We start from the raw sequence: 18,132 nt of genomic DNA on the forward strand, positions 1-18,132 counted from the left end.
TTGCCCCTCCGCCTGATCCCATTGCCAACCAATCGACCAAGCCGGGCCGAACACCCGGAAAGGGGACGCTGATGACCGACACGACCACCCCCGCCGCCAACGCAGTCATCAACGGCGACTGGAGGACCGAAACCCTTTTGGGCGGGGCCGGGCACGACACGATCGCGAGCGGCGGCGGTGGCGGCTTCATCGACGGTGGGGCCGGGAACGACGTCCTGACGGGCAACTGGGGGGACGACAGCATCCTGGGCGGAGCCGGAAACGACCGCATCGACGGCGGGGAGAACAACGACACCCTCGACGGGGGAAGCGGCGACGACACCATCTACGGCGGCGGCGGCACGGACCGCATCACCGCGGGCGAGGGCGACGACACGGTGTACGGCGACGGCGGCGCCGACCGGGTGGACGGCGGTGACGGCAACGACGTTCTGTACGGTGGCGACGGCGACGACACGGTGCTGGGTGGCGCCGGCAACGACCGGATGGGCGAGGGTGGAGGCTATTGGAACAACGATCTCTACGACGGCGGTGACGGTGACGACACGCTGGACGGCGGCTATGGCAGCGACACGCTGCTGGGCGGTGCCGGGAACGACAGCCTGACCGTCGGCAACGATTACAACGGCGATCGGCTCGACGGTGGTGCCGGCGACGACACGCTGACCGGTGGGATGGGCGCCGACACGCTGATCGGCGGCGAGGGCGGCGACCTTGTCCAGGGCGGCGGTGGCGACGATCTGGCGATCCAGAACCTGTCCACCCAGACGCGCGCCGACACGTTGGACGGCGGCGCGGGGAGCGACCGGCTGCGGGTCGAACTGACCTCGGCCCAGATCACCGGGGCGGTTGCGGGCGAACTCGTCCGCCTGCGCGATTTCATCCGGCAGCACGGCGACGACGGCCAGACCTTCACCAGCGACGCGCTCAAGCTCGCCGCCCGCAACTGGAACACGCTGGAGGTGCTGGTGGACGGCGTGGCCGCCGACGTGGGCAGCCTCGCCAGCCGGGCCAACAGCGCCCCGGTGGTGAGCGACCAGTTCCTGGCCGGCACGGAGGACACGGTGTTGACCGGGAGCGTCGGCGCGGTGGACGCCGACAACGACGCGTTGAGCTACACCGTTGCCGAGGGGCCGGCCCACGGCACCCTCAGCCTGACCGCCGAGGGCCTCTTCACCTACACGCCCGGCGCCAATTATGCGGGCACCGACCTGTTCCGCATCACCGTGTCGGACGGGCGTGGCGGCGTGGCGACCCAGACCGTCACCGTCACCCTGGCCGAGGTCAACGATGCCCCGACCGGTGTGACGTTGGCCGGCGGGCGCGTGGACGAGGCCGCGCCGGCGGGCACGGTCGTCGGCACCGTGCAGGCCGCCGATCCGGAGGGCGGGGCGCTCGCCTACAGCCTGATCGACGACGCCGGCGGCCGCTTCACCATCGACGTGGCCACGGGGCGGATCGCCGTGGCGGAGGGCGCCAGCCTCGACGCCGGCGCGGCCCCCGCCCACGCCGTCACGGTGCGGGTCACCGATGATGGGGGCCTCAGCACGGACACGGTGCTGTACATCGACGTGACGGACGGCCGGAACGACGGCGCGGCCGACGAGAACGGTCTCCCCGCCTCGGTGGAACTGGCCGCGGAGGCGGGGGAGGTCCGGGACGGCAGCGGCGTCGCCGTCGCCGTCGGCGGCAGTTGGCAGGCCGAGACCTTGTCCGGCGGCGGTGGGGACGACACCCTGTCGAGCGGTGGCGGGGGCGGCGCCCTGCATGGCGGCGCCGGCAACGACGTGGTGACCGGCGATTGGGGCGACGACAGCCTGGACGGCGGGTCCGGAAACGACACCCTGACCGGCGGCAGCCAGGCCGATGTTCTGTCCGGCGGGTCCGGAGACGATGTCCTGGACGGCGGCAGCGAGAACGACACGCTCTATGGCGGGTCCGGAAACGACACGCTGATCGGCGGCAGCAACGAAGACGTTCTGTATGGCGGGCTGGGCGACGATCTCCTGGACGGCGGCACCAACGCCAACACGCTCTATGGCGGGGCGGGCGACGACACGCTGCTGGGGGGTGGCAACGAGGATCTGCTGGACGGCGGCAGCGGCGATGACCGCATCATCGCGGGAACCGGCAACGACAGCATCCGCGGCGGTGCCGGGAACGACTGGATCGACGCCGGGGAGAATGACGACACCATCGACGCGGGCAGCGGCAACGACCTCGTCCTTGCGGGCGGCGGCGCGGACCGCATCACCGCGGGCGATGGCGACGACACGGTCTATGGCGACGGCGGCGCCGACCATGTGGACGGTGGCGACGGCAACGACGTTCTGTATGGCGGCGAGGGCGACGACACGCTGCTGGGCGGTGCCGGGAACGACCGGCTGGGCGAGGGCGGCTCCTACTGGAGCAACGACCGCTACGATGGTGGGGACGGCGACGATACGCTGGAGGGCGGCTTCGGCAGCGACACGCTGATCGGCGGGGCGGGCAACGACAGCCTCAGCGTCGGCGACGACTACAACGGCGACCTTCTGGACGGCGGTGACGGCGACGACACGCTGGTCGGCGGAATGGGTGACGACACGCTGATCGGCGGCGACGGCGACGACGTGCTGTCCGGCGGCGGCGGGCACAACGTCCTGATCGGCGGCGACGGCATCGACACCGTCGATTTCGGGGCGGGCTCCGGACCGATCGCCGTGGACCTCTCCAACGGGGGCGTGCAGCACGGCGGCTGGATGAGCGACAGCCTGTCCGGGATCGAGAATGTCCGGGGCGGGGCCGGCAACGACACGCTGATCGGCGACGCGGGCGACAACCAGTTCTCCGGCGGGGCCGGTGACGACAGCCTGGACGGAGCCGCCGGGAACGACAGCCTGGAGGGTGGCGCCGGGGCCGACACGCTGATCGGCGGCGAGGGCACCGACACCGTCGCCTACAGCGGATCGGCCGGCGGCGTCACGGTCGATCTGGCCGCGGGCACCGGGGCCGGCGGCGACGCCGAGGGCGACCGGATCAGCGGGGTCGAGGACATCATCGGCTCCAGCCACGACGACCGCCTGACGGGCGACGGCGGCGCCAACCGCATCGACGGCGCGGCGGGTGACGACACGCTGATCGGTGGGGCCGGGGCCGACACGCTGATCGGCGGCGAGGGCACCGACACCGCGGACTATTCCGCCTCTCCGGAGGCTGTGACCGTCGATCTCGACGCCGGAACGGGCCATGGTGGCGATGCGGAGGGGGACATCCTGACCGGCATCGAGAACGTCATCGGCTCCGCCTTCGGCGACCGTCTGACCGGCAACGGCGGCGGGAACCGGCTCGATGGCGGTGCCGGGGACGACACGCTGGCCGGTGGCGCCGGGGCGGACACGCTGGTCGGTGGCGAGGGAACCGACACCGCGGACTATTCGGCCTCGGCCGGTGCGGTCACCGTCAACCTGACGACCGGGATCGGAAGCGGCGGAAACGCGCAGGGCGACCGGTTGAGCGGGATCGAAAATCTGCTCGGCTCGGACGGCAACGACCGGCTCACCGGCGACAGCGGGGGCAACCGGATCGACGGGCGGGCGGGCAACGACACGCTGGCCGGCCTGGGCGGGGCGGACACGCTGATCGGCGGGGCTGGAACCGACACCGCGGATTACTCGGCCTCGACCGCTGCGGTGATCGTCGACCTCGCTGCCGGGACCGGTCTGGGCGGCGATGCGGAGGGGGACGTTCTTGCCGGCATCGAGAACGTCACCGGTTCCAGCCGCAACGACCGGCTGACCGGCGACGGTGGGGCCAACCGGCTCGACGGCGCTGCGGGCGACGACACGCTGATCGGCGGCGCGGGCGCCGACACCCTGGTCGGTGGGGCGGGCACCGACACGGCGGACTACACGGCGTCGGGCGCCGCCGTGATGGTCAGTCTGGCGAGCGGCACGGGGACCGGCGGCGATGCGCAGGGCGATCGGCTGTCGGGGATCGAGAATCTGCTCGGCTCCGGCGGCAACGACCGGCTGACCGGCGACGCGAACCGCAACCGGCTGGTCGGGCAGGACGGCAACGACACGTTGGCCGGCCTGGGCGGCGCGGACACGCTGATCGGTGGCGAGGGCACCGACACCGCGGAGTATCTGGCCTCGGCCAATGGAGTCACCGTCGATCTGTCGACCGGCCTGGGGACCGGTGGCGACGCCGAGGGCGACCGTCTGACCGGCATCGAGAACCTGACCGGTTCCAACCAGGCCGACCGCCTGATCGGCGACGGCGGGGACAACCGCCTCGACGGTGCGGCCGGCGACGACACGCTGATCGGTGGCGAAGGTGCCGACACGCTGGTCGGCGGGGCGGGCATCGACACCGCCGATTACTCCGCCTCCGCCGACGCGGTGGTCGTGGACCTCGCGGCCGGCACCGGCAGCGGCGGCACCGCCGAGGGCGACCGGTTGAGCGGGGTCGAGAACCTGATCGGCTCGGCCTTCGACGACCGGTTGACCGGCGACGGTCTGGACAACGTCCTGAAGGGCGGTGCGGGCGCCGACACGCTGGAGGGCGGCGCTGGGGCCGACACCGCCGACTATTCCGGATCGGACGCGGGGGTCACGGTCGATCTCACCACCGGGACCGGCCTGGGCGGCGACGCCGAAGGCGACCGCCTGACCAGCATCGAGAATCTGTCGGGTTCCGGCCACGCCGACCTCCTGATCGGCGACGGCGGGGCCAACCGGCTCGACGGTGCGGCGGGCGACGACACGCTGATCGCTGGGGCCGGAGCCGACACGCTGGTCGGCGGGGCGGGAACCGACACCGCGGACTATTCCGCCTCCACCGCCGGGGTGACGGTCGATCTCGCGGCGGGCACCGGCAGCGGCGGCGACGCGGAGGGGGATCGCCTGTCCGGGGTGGAGACGGTGATCGCCACCGGGCAGGCCGACAGTCTGACCGGCGACGGCGCGGACAATTACCTCGACGGGCGGGGCGGGGCCGACGCGCTGGCGGGCGGCGCCGGCAACGACACGCTGCGGGTCCTGGACGAGGGCTTTGTCTCCGTCGATGGCGGTTCGGGTGACGACACGCTGCGGTTCGAGGGCAACCGGCTGATGCTGCTGGGCACCGCCGTGAACGTGCACGGGATCGAGCGGTTCGACCTGACCGCCGAGGGGCATCAGACGCTGATCTTCAACGAGCAGGGTGTCCGGGCCAACGTGGGCGGTGCGCCGCTCTACGTCACCGGCGACCGCGACGACTTCGTGACCTTCAAGGAGTCGGGCTGGCGGCGGGTCGGCACGCTGACCGAGGACGGCGTCCTCTACAACAGCTACCGCCGCGGCGACAGCGTGGTGAATGTCCAGGACGGCGTCCGTATGTTCGGCGACCTCGTGCTGACCGGCACGCCGGGCGACGACGTGATCACCACCCCGTCCGGAGCCGGCCATGTCGTCGTCTTCGGCGAGGGCGGGAACGACATCGTCCGGCTGGGGGCGGGCTTCCGGCACGAGATCGCGCATCTGGTGCGCATCGACGACGACCTGCACATCCTGTTCGACGCGGGCGGCGGCCCGGCGGGCGAGGACGGCTACGCCCGCGACCGCGTCACCATCATGGAGCATTTCGCCGCCAACGGCGCGGCGGGGGCGGGCATCGGCAGCATCCGGGAGTTCGTCTTCGCGGACGGCGTGGTCTGGCCGGTGTGGGGCGACATCCTGCTGATGGGCGGCGCGGGCGACGACACCATCGCCATCGAACCGGGCTTCACCAGCCGCACGGTCCATGCCGACGACGGGACGAACGTCATCCGCTTCGGCGGCGACGTGACCGCCGCCGACCTGCGCCTGTCGCGCCGCGGCGACGATCTGGAGATCCGCATCGCCGGGACCGACCGCTCGGTGATCGCCTTCAACCACTTCTCCGCCGACGTTCTGGCCGGGGCCGGCAACGGCGGCATTCAGGCCATCGAACTGGCCGACGGCACCGTTTGGCGGGTGAGCGGCGCCGACATCGTCATCAGCACCACCGGCAACGACACCACCGTGTTCGGCCTCGGGGGTGGGGAGGTGACGCTCTACGGCAGCGAGGGCGCCGACACCATCAGTTTCGCGCTGACCATCGACCCCGACCGGATGCGGCTGACCCGTGAGGGCGACGACCTGCGCATCGCCTACACCGGAAGCTCCGACTCCTGGATCGTCAAAAACCACTTCGACGGCAACCCGGACGGCGTCTCCACCATCCGTTTCGGCAACGGCACGGCATGGGCCGTCGATAACACCCGCCTGATCGTCGGCACCGGCAGCGACGAGGTCTTCACCATCACGGCGGGCCTGGGCGGGCGGGTGCTGGCCGGCGGCGGCGGAGCGGACGGGCTGGTGCTCGGCGCCGGAATCCGTCCCACGGACGTGGCGCTGAGCCGCGACGGCAACGCCCTGGTCATCGGCATCGCCGGGACGACGGACCACGTCACCGTGCTGAACCATTTCGACGGGCTGGCCGCCGGCAACAGCGGGCTGCGCACCATCACCTTCGCCGACGGCACGGTGTGGAGCATCGGCGCGGCGGAGGGATTCCGCGTCGGTGGCGACACCGCGGACCTCTTCACGGTGAAGCCCGGCGACGGTGCGGTGACCCTGTTCGCCGGCAAGGGCTTCGACACGCTGACCTTCGGCACCGGCATCCCCATCGACAAGCTGAGCTTCGTGCGGGAGGGCGAGAACCTCGTCATCGCCGTGCAGGGCAGCGCCGAGCGGATCACGGTGCTGAACCACTTCGCGACCGGATGGGGCGCGTCGGTGCTGGAGAATGTGGTCGTCGGCGGGCGGACGTGGCGGCTGACCGATCCCAGCGTGCTGGTCGGCAGCGCCGGGGATGACAGTTTCACGCTGGCGCCCGGCACCGGCTCGCGGATCGTGCTGCCGGGCATCGGCATGGACCAGATCACCATCGGCCAGGGCATCGACCCGGCCAACGTCCGGCTCCAGCGGGTCGGCGACGATCTGGTGGTGACCGTCTACGGCCTCGGCGACACGCTCACCGTGCTCAACCACTTCGCGGGCGGGGCCAGCGGCGGCGTCCATTCCATCCGGTTCGTGGACGGCAACATCTGGAACATCTGGGGCCACCAGATCCAGCTCGGCGGCAGCAGCACCGAAACCTTCGAGGCCAAGCCGGGCATCGGCCACGTCTCGATCTATCCCGGCGGCGGGACCGACGTCCTGCGCTTCGATCCGCGCATCGACAGCCTCGGCACCGTGCTGCGCCGCTCCGGCGGCGACCTCGAGATCGTCATGGGCGACGGCGGCGATGTCGTCACCATCCTGAATCATTTCTTCGGCAACGCGCTCCGCAGCGTCGCCTTCGGCGACGGCAAAGTCTGGACGGTCGGTGGCAACGGCGTCCAGGTCGGCACCGACGGCGATGATGTCTTCACGCTGATGCCCGGCATGGGCAACGTCATCGTGTATGGCGGTGGCAAGGCCAACGGCGACCGGATCGTCGCGGCGCCCGGCGTCGATCCCAAGGATCTGCGGCTGACCCGCGTCGGCAACGACCTGCGCGTCACGCTCGGCGCCGACAGCATGACCATCGTCAACCAGTTCGCGTCGGGCGGGGTGGTGATGATCCCGGAGATCATCTTCCCCAATGGCGTGGTCTGGCCGATCGCCGGATCCACCGTCCACATCAGCGGAGGCGGCCGGGAAACCCTGCCGGCGGCCCCGATCATCTATCCCGGCGGCCCCGGCCAGCGTCTGAGCATCGTCGCCGACCCAGGCAAGACGCGGGTGGTCCGCGTCGGCGCGGATCTGCACATCACCATCGAGGGGCGGCAGGACCAGATCGTCGTCGTCAACCATTTCGCGATGGACGGCGTCGGCGACCTCGTCTTCGACAACGGCACCACCTGGAACATCCAGGGCGGCAAGGTGCTGATCGGCGGTTCCGGCCATGACGAGTTCGTCATCCAGGCCGGCATGGGCGACGTCATCCTCTACCCCGACACCTCCGGAGACGACCGGGTGCGGATCGTGGACAGCGTCGACGGGTCGAAGATCCGGCTGACCCGCTTCGGCGACGATTTGCGCGTGACGGTGGACGGCACGAAGGACTCCCTGACCATCGTCAACCACTTCGCGGGGGCGCCGCTGGAGGCGATCCAGCGCCCGGACGGCAGCGTGATGCCGTTGACCGGCGACACGGTGGTGTTCGGCGGGAAGGGGCCGACCCAGTTCCTGGTCGGGAGGGACACCGGCTCGCAGACGATCTACACCGAGGGCGGCGATTCGCTGGTGTTCGGCGACATCGAGAGCACCGAGGTCGTGATGTTCCGCACCGGCTCCGACCTGGAAATCCACATCGACCGCACCGGGCAGGTCATCACCGTCCTGAACTACTACGGCGCCATCAAGGACCTGACCTTCCCCGATGGGCGGAGCTTCGACCTCTCCTCCCGCGACACGCTGATCGGGGAGGCCGGGGCGACGTCTTCCAGATCGGCAAGACCGGCCCGGCCCAGCAGATCATCCATTCCGGCGGCGGGGGCACCATCAACTTCGGTCCGGACGTCGGCCCGGGCGACGTGACGCTCGCCCGCGACGGCAACGATCTCCTGGTGGTCTTCATCGGAAGCGGACGGACGGTGCGCGTCGTCAACCAGTTCGCTCCGCCGACCGAGGGCATGTCGCGCGGCCTGGAGGCGGTGACCTTCTCCGGCGGCAAGGTCGTGAACGTGTGGGGCGACAATGTCGTGTTCGGCGACGCCGGCACCGACGACTTCACGATCCTGCCCGGCCAGGGGCGGCTCTATGTCTTCCCCGGCGGCGGCACCGACCGCCTCACCCTCGGGCCGGGCATCGCGCCGGCGGACGTCCGCATGGAGCGGGACGGCGTCGATCTCCGCATCTTCACCGACGATGGGCGCATCGACCTGATCGCCGTCAACCATTTCGGGCCGAACGGGGTCGCAGGGTCCGGCTCGGGCCTGGGCACCGTGACCTACGAGAACGGGCAGAGCTGGACGGTCGGCGGCAACGGTATCCTGATCGGCAGCCTGGGCAACAACACCTTCAACATCGGCGCCAACAGCGGACCGACCACGATCCATCCGGGCGGCGACCTCAACCGGCTCAGCTTCACCGCCGGTGTGCCGCCGGCCAACCTGCGGCTGGTGCGCATCCACGACGACCTGCGCATCGTCTCGGCGGACGGCACGGTCAACATCCTGGTGGTCAACCATTTCGAGAACCGTCTCGACGAGGTGAGCTTCCCCTCGGGCCCGACGTGGAATCTCGGCGTCGAGCATGTGTGGATCGGTGGTGACGGGCCCTCGGTCTTCCAGCTCGACGACGTGGGGTCGGACCAGACGGTCTTCCCCGGCAGCGGCGACACGGTCGGCCTGCCGCCGGGGCTGGACTGGAAGGACGTGGTGCTGTCCCGCTCGGGCAGCGACCTCGTCGTCGTGATCCGCGAGACGGGCCGCCAGATCCGCATCGTCAACCACTTCTCCTACAGCGACGGCACCACCGGGCTGGCCGGCCTCCAGTTCGCCGACGGCACCACCCTGCCGCTGGGCGAACTGGCGATGCTGGGCGGGACGACAGGCGACCTGCTGACCGGCACGGCGACCGACGACGTGCTGCTTGGCCAGGATGGCGACGACCGGCTGAGCGGCGGCGGCGGCAACGACACGCTGGTCGGCGGGATCGGCAACGACACGCTGGACGGTGGCGCGGGCAACGACACCTACGTCTACCGGCCCGGCGACGGGCGCGACACGCTGCTCGACACCAGCGGGTTCGACACCATCGAGATGGGGCCGGGGATCGCCCGCGGCGGGATCTACTTCGCGCGCTTCGGCAACGACCTGCACATCCGCTTCCGTGGCCGGCCGGCCGACGAGATCATCGTGACCGGACGGTTCAATCTGGCGGGCGACGGCGCGTCCTACGTGGAGCGGATCGACTTCGCCGACGGCACCCGTTTCGACCTGACGCGGACCGACATCGCGCTGGAGACGGTGGCAACCGCCGCCAACGAGCAGCTCTTCGGCTACAACGTCGGGGACCGGATCGAGGGCAAGGCGGGCAACGACTCCATCCTCGGCTACGCCGGGGACGACACGCTGATCGGCGGGACGGGATCGGACTCCCTCGACGGCGGGGCCGGCAACGACCTGCTGGACAGCCGCGACGATCCGGGCACGGACGGCGCCCGCGACGTGGCCTATGGCCGCGACGGCGATGACACCATCCTGGGCGGCGGCGGCGGCGATCTGCTGTATGGCGGCACCGGGAACGACAGCATCGACGGCGGGGAGGGCGACAACTCCATCGACGGGGAGGACGGGGACGATCTGCTGATCGCCGGAAGCGGCCACGACACCGTCTATGGCCGGGCCGGCAACGACACGCTGGCCGCCGGGGCCGGCAACGACACCCTCTACACCGGCGCCGGGGACGACCTGATCCGCTACGGCGGCGGCAGCGACACCATCACCAACGAAGGCGGCAACGACGTTCTGGAGTTGGGGCCCGGCATCGCGCCGGAGGAGGTGTATTTCGCGCGCTTCGGGAAGGATCTTTACGTCCGGTTCCGCAATTCGGGTGAGCAGATCGTTCTGACCGGGCGTTTCAACGGGGCGGGCGACGGGACCAGCTTCGTGCAGACCCTGCGCTTCGCCGACGGATCGACCTTCGATGTGACCCGTAAGGACATCGCGCTGGAGACCGTGGCGAACCCCGCCAGCGAGGTGTTGGAGGGCTACAACGTCGGCGACGTCATCCGCGGCATGGCCGGCAACGACACCATCTATGGCTACGCGGACAACGACACCCTCGATGGCGGAGCCGGCAGCGATTCCATCCTCGGTGGCACCGGCGACGACAGCCTTGAGGGCGGCGACGGCGGCGACACCCTCGACGGCGAGACGGGCGACGACACGCTGTCCGGCGGTCTCGGCAATGATTTCCTCTACGGAGGGGCGGGTCGCGACACGCTGTCCGGCGGCGACGGGGCCGACTACCTGTATGGCGGGGCCGATGACGACATCCTGAACGGCGATGTCGGAAACGACACGCTGGAAGGAGGCGACGGCAACGACACCCTGACCGGCGGGGAAGGCACCGATACGCTGTTCACCGGTCTTGGCGACGACCTCGTCCGCTACGACGGCGGGCGCGAGACGATCAGCAACATCGGCGGGCAGGACCTTCTGGAGATCGGCGGCGGCCTGTCGGCGTCGGACCTCTATTTCGCGCGCTTCGCCGACAACCTCCATCTGCGCTTCCGCGGGCGGTCCGACGAGGTGATCCTCGCCAACCGCTTCAGCGGGGCGGGGGACGGCGCGTCCTACCTCCAGACGCTGCGTTTCGCCGACGGCACGCTGGTGGACATCACCAACCCGATGCTGGTGCTCGACACGGTGGCGACCGATGCGTACGAGAAGCTGGAGGGCTACAACGCCAACGACACCATCCAGGGCCTGGGTGGGGTTGATACCATCTATGGCTATGCCGGCGACGACCTGCTGGACGGCGGTGCCGGCAATGACCTGCTCTACGGCGGCGCGGGCGCCGACCGGTTGCTGGGCAACATCGGCGACGACCGGCTGGAGGGCGGGGACGGCAACGACACGCTGGAAGGCGGCGACGGCAACGATCTGCACTACGGCGAGGCCGGCGACGACGTCATCGCCGCGGGCAACGGAACTGATTACGTCGAGGGCGGCGCCGGGGATGACACGGTCAGCGGCGGCGCGGGCGAGGATACGGTGTTCGGTGGGGCGGGCAACGACAGCCTGAGCGGCGACGACGGCAACGACAGCCTGTATGGCGAGGCCGGCGACGACACGCTGGAAGGCGGTGCCGGCACGAACACGATTTCGACCGGCCTGGGCGACGATCTGATCCGCCACAGCGGCGGACGGGACACCATCGCCAACGAGGGCGGCCGGGACGTCCTGGAGATGCGCGCCGGCCTGTCCAAGGCGGACCTCTATTACGCGCGCTTCGGCAACGACCTCTACCTGCGTTTCCGCAACGCGGCGGACGAGATCGTGCTGAGGAACCGTTTCAACGGCGCGGCGGACGGGGTGAGCTATGTCCAGACGCTGCGCTTCGCCGACGGCGCGCTGGCGGACATCACCGACCCGGCGCTGGTGCTGGAGACGGTGGCGACCGACGCGACGGAAAGGCTGGAGGGTTACAACGTCAACGACACCATCCGGGGTTTGGGCGGTCACGACACCATTTCCGGTTATGCCGGCGACGATGTTCTGGATGGTGGGACCGGCAACGACCTGCTCTATGGCGGAGCCGGCGACGATACGCTGACCGGGGGCGCCGGGACCGACCAGCTGTACGGCGATGCGGGCGACGACCTGCTGCTGGGCGGGGACGGCAACGACAGCCTGAACGGCGGTGACGGCGACGACACGCTGATCGGCGGACTCGGTGCCGACCAGTATTACGGCGGCGCCGGAAACGACTGGATCGACAACAGCGACGACGTCGGAGCCGGCGCCTCGGGCAATGTGGCCTACGGCGAGGCGGGCAACGACACCATCATCGGCGGCGACGGGGGCGAGACCTTCGGCGGCGGCGACGGTGACGACAGCCTGCTGGGCAACGCCGGGAACGATTGGCTGGAAGGCAACGGCGGCGACGACTGGGTCGAGGGCGCGACCGGCAACGATACGCTCAAGGGCGGTGACGGCAACGACACGCTGCTGGGCGGCAGCGGAACCAACACGATCTCGACGGGCCTGGGCGACGATCTGATCCGCCACAGCGGTGGGCGGGACACCATCACCAACGAGGGTGGCCGGGACGTCCTGGAGATGCGCGCCGGCCTGTCCAAGGCGGACCTCTACTACGCGCGCTTCGGCAACGACCTCTACCTGCGTTTCCGCAACGCGGCTGACGAGATCGTGCTGACGAGCCGCTTCAACGGCGCAGCGGACGGGGCGAGCTACGTCCAGACGCTGCGCTTTGCCGACGGCGCGCTGGCGGACATCACCGATCCGGCGCTGGTGCTGGAGACGGTGGCGACCGACGCGACGGAGACGCTGCAGGGTTACAACGTCAACGACACGATCCGGGGGCTGGGCGGAAACGACGCCATCTATGGCTATGCCGGCGACGACCTGCTGGACGGCGGGCTGGGCGCCGATACGCTTTACGGCGGGGCGGGCGACGACAGCCTGATTGGCGGGGACGGCAGCGACAGCCTGGAGGGCGGCGATGGCATCGACACGCTTGAAGGAGGGAACGGCAACGACACGCTATTGGGTGATGACGGCGATGACACGCTGATCGGTGGAGCGGGCAACGATGTGATCCACAGCGGCGCCGGCAATGATCTCATCCGGTTCGACAGTGGCGTGGACACCGTCTACAACACCGGCGGCGACGATGTGGTCGACCTCGGTGCGGCCTTTGCTTCAGGCAGTTACTACTTTGCCCGCTATGGCGCCGATCTCTACGTGCGGTTCCAGGGAGTAAGCGACCAGATCATCATCGCCGGCCGCTTCAACGGGGGCGGCGACGGGGCGAGTTACGTCCAGACGCTGCGCTTCGCCGACGGGACCCTGGTGGACCTGACGCGGCAGGATCTGGTGATGACCACCGTCGATACCAGCGCCGGCCAGAAGATCGAAGGCTACAAGGTCGGGGACGTCATCGACGGCCAGGGTGGCAATGACACCATCCTAGGTTATGCCGGCGACGACACGCTAACCGGTGGGGGCGGCGTCAACCAACTGTACGGCGGTGACGGCAACGATTTGCTCGACGGCCGGTCCGGCCAGAGTGAGAGCCTTTACGGTGAGGCAGGTAGCGATACCGTCTATGGCAGCGCCGGCAACGATGGCTTGCAGGGCGGCACGGGGGACGATGTCCTAGATGCGGGCGCTGGCAACGACATCGCCTTTGGTGGTGACGGCGACGATACGATTGTCGGCGGCAGCGGGGAGGACCGTCTGTGGGGGGACGGCTTCTCAACGACCGGCAATGAGGTCATCGTTATCCGAATCCGGATGGGCGGACATATAACATGGTTCTGGCCGCGGACGATCGTTACGCTTGACGGGACAGTGCTGATGGACGCGCGGGTGGACGTCCATTACTCGAATTTGGGACAGGACGGCAGCAGCACCGCGTACAAAGGGAACACTCAGGACTTCGTGTTCACCGTCCGCGACCGGAGCGAAGCAGATCGGCTGCAGATCCACGTCGTCAGCGAGTATCAAGGCTCGTCTCTGGCTCGGGCAGGCGTCTACATCGCTGGTATCGAAGTCGCAGGCTATCCTTTCTCTGGTGGCTGGTACATCTGGGAAGGGGGTACATCCACATGGGGGCTGGATAGCATACTGCCTTCTCCATCCCCGACCGAAGCGGCCGGAAACGACATCGTCAGCGCCGGTGACGGCAATGATTGCATAGGTGGCGGTGTCGGTGACGATGAGCTTGATGGTGGTACCGGCAACGATACGATCCTGGGCGGTGCCGGCAACGACACCATCAGGGGAGGGAGCGGATCCGACGAAATGCATGGTGGGGCAGGCGACGATCTCATCGACAATCGCGACGATCCCAACGCCGGCGGCATCAACGACATGTCCTATGGGGGCACAGGGCGCGACACCATTTACGGTGGCGGCGGGACGGACGTGTCTTATGGCGGCGCTGGCGATGACTTGATAGACGGAGGAGCTGGAAAGGACATTCTTTTTGGAGAAGCCGGAAACGACTCCATCCGCGGTGGCGCCGATAACGACCAGCTTTACGGCCAGGACGGGAACGACACGCTCGACGGTGGGGCTGGCAACGACTCTCTGGACGGCGGCGCCGGGGATGACCTGTTCCTCTATGCCGGTTCCGGGCAGGGACAGGATTCCATCCGTGGCGGTGGCGGCAACGACGTGCTGGACCTCGGTGCCGGGCTGGCGGCGGAGCAGCTTTATCTCTCGCGCTTCGGCGACGACCTGTATCTCACCTTCCGCGACACGGGCGACCGCGTCGTCGTGGTCGGCCGCTTCAACGGTGAAGGGGACGGGGCCAACTACGTCCAGACTCTGCGCTTCGCCGACGGCACCGTGGTCAATCTCGCCGCGCCGGACATCGCGCTGGAAACCTACGGTCTGGCCGCGGGAGAGACGCTGCGCGGATACCGGTCGGGCGACCGGATCGAGGGCAACGGCGGCAACGACTCGATCCTCGGTTATGGCGGTGACGACACGCTGAAGGGTGGCGACGGCGCCGACGCGCTGTATGGCGGGCTCGGCGACGACGTGCTGGAAGGCGGGGCCGGGGCCGATTATCTGGAGGGCGGCGACGGCAACGACAGCCTGTCCGGCGGTACGGAGAACGACACGCTGTTCGGTGGTGCCGGAAACGACACGCTGAACGGCGGGGCGGGCGCCAACGGCATCGACGGAGGGACCGGCGACGACCTCGTGGTCTATGGTGGCGGAGCCGACACCATCGTCGGCGGCGGCGGCAACGACGTGCTGGTCTTCGGGGAAGGCTATGGCGCCGACGCTATGCGCCTGGAGCGATACGGCAAGGATCTCCATCTGGTGTTCGCCGACAGGGCGCAGCGGATCGTCATCGCGAACCGCTTCACCAGCACCGGCACCGGCGATGGCGTCAACTATCTGCAGACCCTGCGCTTCGTCGACGGCACGGAGATCGATCTGTCCCGCCCGGACATCGTCATCACGACGAACGACGACAACGCCGGCCACATTCTGGACGGCTACAACGCCGGTGACGTGATCCGGGGCAACGGCGGCACGGACTCCATTTACGGATACGGTGGCGACGACACGCTGTATGGCGGGGCCGGGGTCGACAGGCTGTACGGTGGCGACGGCGACGACCTGATCGACGGCCGTGACGACACCGCCGGCGACGCCGCCTACGGTGACGGCGGGAACGACACGTTGCTCGGCGGGACGGGCGGCGACGCTCTCTATGGCGGCGATGGCGACGATTGGATCGACGGTGGCACCGGCAATGACTCCCTGGAGGGCGGGGCCGGCGAGGACCGTATGGACGGCGGCTCCGGCATCGACACCATCAAGGGCGGTTCGGGCAATGACATCGTCAACGGCGGTTCGGGCAATGACATTCTGTATGGCGATGCCGATCAGGACACGCTGTCGGGCGATACGGGCAACGACACTCTCTATGGTGGTGCCGGAAACGACGTGATCGATGGCGGCGACGATGCCGATACCCTCTACGGCGAGGATGGGGACGACACGCTGGCCGGCGGGCTGGGCAACAACTGGATCGTCACGGGAGCCGGGGACGACCTCGTTCTCTACCAGGGCGGCCGCGACACCATCACCGGGGGCGGCGGGAACGACACTCTGGCCTTCGGAGAGGGGTTCGACGTCGCGAGCCTGCGTTTCGAGCGGTTCGGGGCCGACCTGCACATTCTGTTCGACGGCTTGCCCGATCGCATCGTGGTTGCGAACCGCTTCAACGGGGCCGGCGACGGGGCGAACTATCTCAAGACCCTGCGCTTCGCCGACGGGTCGACCTACGACCTGAGCCGCCAGGATCTCGTCATCGACACGCGGGACGACAACGCCCGTCACACCTTGGAAGGCTACAAGGTCGCGGACGTGATCCGGGGCAACGGCGGCGATGACGCGATCTATGGCTATGGCGGCGACGACAGCCTCTATGGCGGGGCGGGAGCCGATCTGGTGCGTGGCGGCGACGGCGACGACCTCATCGACAGCAGCGACGACGGGGCGAGCTTCGACACGCTCTATGGCGATGCCGGGCAGGACACCATCATCGGCGGTGGCGGCAACGACACGCTGTATGGCGGCGATGGCGACGATCGGCTCGACGGCGGCGGCGGGAACGACTCCGTGGACGGTGGGGCGGGAGCCGACACGCTGTCCGGGGGTGCCGGCAATGACCTGCTCTTCGGCGGCAGCGGAAACGATGTCATCAATGGCGGCGCCGGCAACGACGCCCTGTTCGGAGAGGCCGGCGACGACACGCTGTCGGGCGGTGCCGGTGACGACAGCATCGACGCCGGCCTGGGTGACGATCTGATCCTGTATGAGGGCGGACGGGACACGATCCTGGGCGGCGGTGGCAACGACGTGCTGTTGATGGGCGAAGGCTTCTCGGCGGACCAGCTCCATTTCGCACGGTTCGGAACCTTCCTCGTGCTGCGCTTCCACGACCGCGATGAGCAGATCGTCATCGCCAACCGATTCAACGGCACGGGGAACGGGACGAACTATCTTCAGACCGTCCGCTTCGCCGATGGCACCGAGGTCGATCTGTCGGCCCAGAACCTGCCGCTGCTGACGGTCGGCGGCGAGACGACGGAGACGTTGTGGGGCTATGCCGGGGACGATTGGATCGACGGCAGAGGGGGCAACGACACGCTGCTCGGTGAGGGCGGGAACGACACGCTGATCGGCGGTTCCGGTTGGGACGAACTGCACGGCGGCGCCGGCAACGACCTTCTGGACTGCCGCGGCGACGCGGGGTCCTCCGACGTGGCGTATGGCGAGGCCGGCGACGACACGCTGATCGGCGGCGCTGGAAACGATCAGCTTTCGGGCGGCGACGGCGACGACGACCTCTACGGCGGGGCCGGCAACGATACGCTGGCCGGCGGGCCGGGCAACGACATCTACCGGTTCGCGCCCGGCGGCGGCAACGACCGCATCGTGGAAAACGACGCGGACACTGGCACCGACCGTCTCGTGTTCGACAGCGCCGTCGATCCGCACCAGCTGTGGTTCCGCAAGGTCGGGACGGACCTTGAGCTGCAACTTGTGGGCACCGCCGACAAGGTGATGGTCGCCGGATGGTTTTCCGGCACCACCCATCGCCTGGACAGCATCGAGATCGCCGGCGGTCCGGTGTTGCAGGCGTCGTCGGTGGACCAGATGGTTCAGGCCATGGCCGGCTCCACCCCGCCGGCATCCGGCACGACGAGCATTTCTTCCGGCGCCTATCCGCAGATCGACGCCGTCATCACCGCCCTGTGGCGGTGATGACGGCTGCGGTTGCGGCTGCGGACAGGTCGCAGCGTCCGGCCCATCGCGATGGGCCGGGTCCCCCTGCCAAGCGCCATCGCCGCGCCCTATCCCGGCTGAGGATGCGCAGG

Annotated in this window: 2 protein-coding genes; both read left to right on the top strand. The window is 69.3% G+C overall.

Going from position 1 to position 18,132, the window contains the following annotated elements:
- Positions 1-71: 71 nt before the first annotated feature.
- Positions 72-8,567, top strand: a complete 8,496-nt coding sequence (locus tag Sp245p_RS14490; protein WP_109138644.1) for a beta strand repeat-containing protein — start codon at positions 72-74, stop codon at positions 8,565-8,567.
- Entirely contained in the window at positions 8,564-18,019 is a 9,456-nt protein-coding gene (locus Sp245p_RS36265; RefSeq protein ID WP_109138645.1) for a calcium-binding protein, read from the top strand. The genes Sp245p_RS14490 and Sp245p_RS36265 overlap by 4 nt, the downstream gene beginning before the upstream one ends.
- Positions 18,020-18,132 lie beyond the last annotated feature (113 nt).

This window comes from Azospirillum baldaniorum (assembly GCF_003119195.2).
Taxonomy (GTDB): domain Bacteria; phylum Pseudomonadota; class Alphaproteobacteria; order Azospirillales; family Azospirillaceae; genus Azospirillum; species Azospirillum baldaniorum.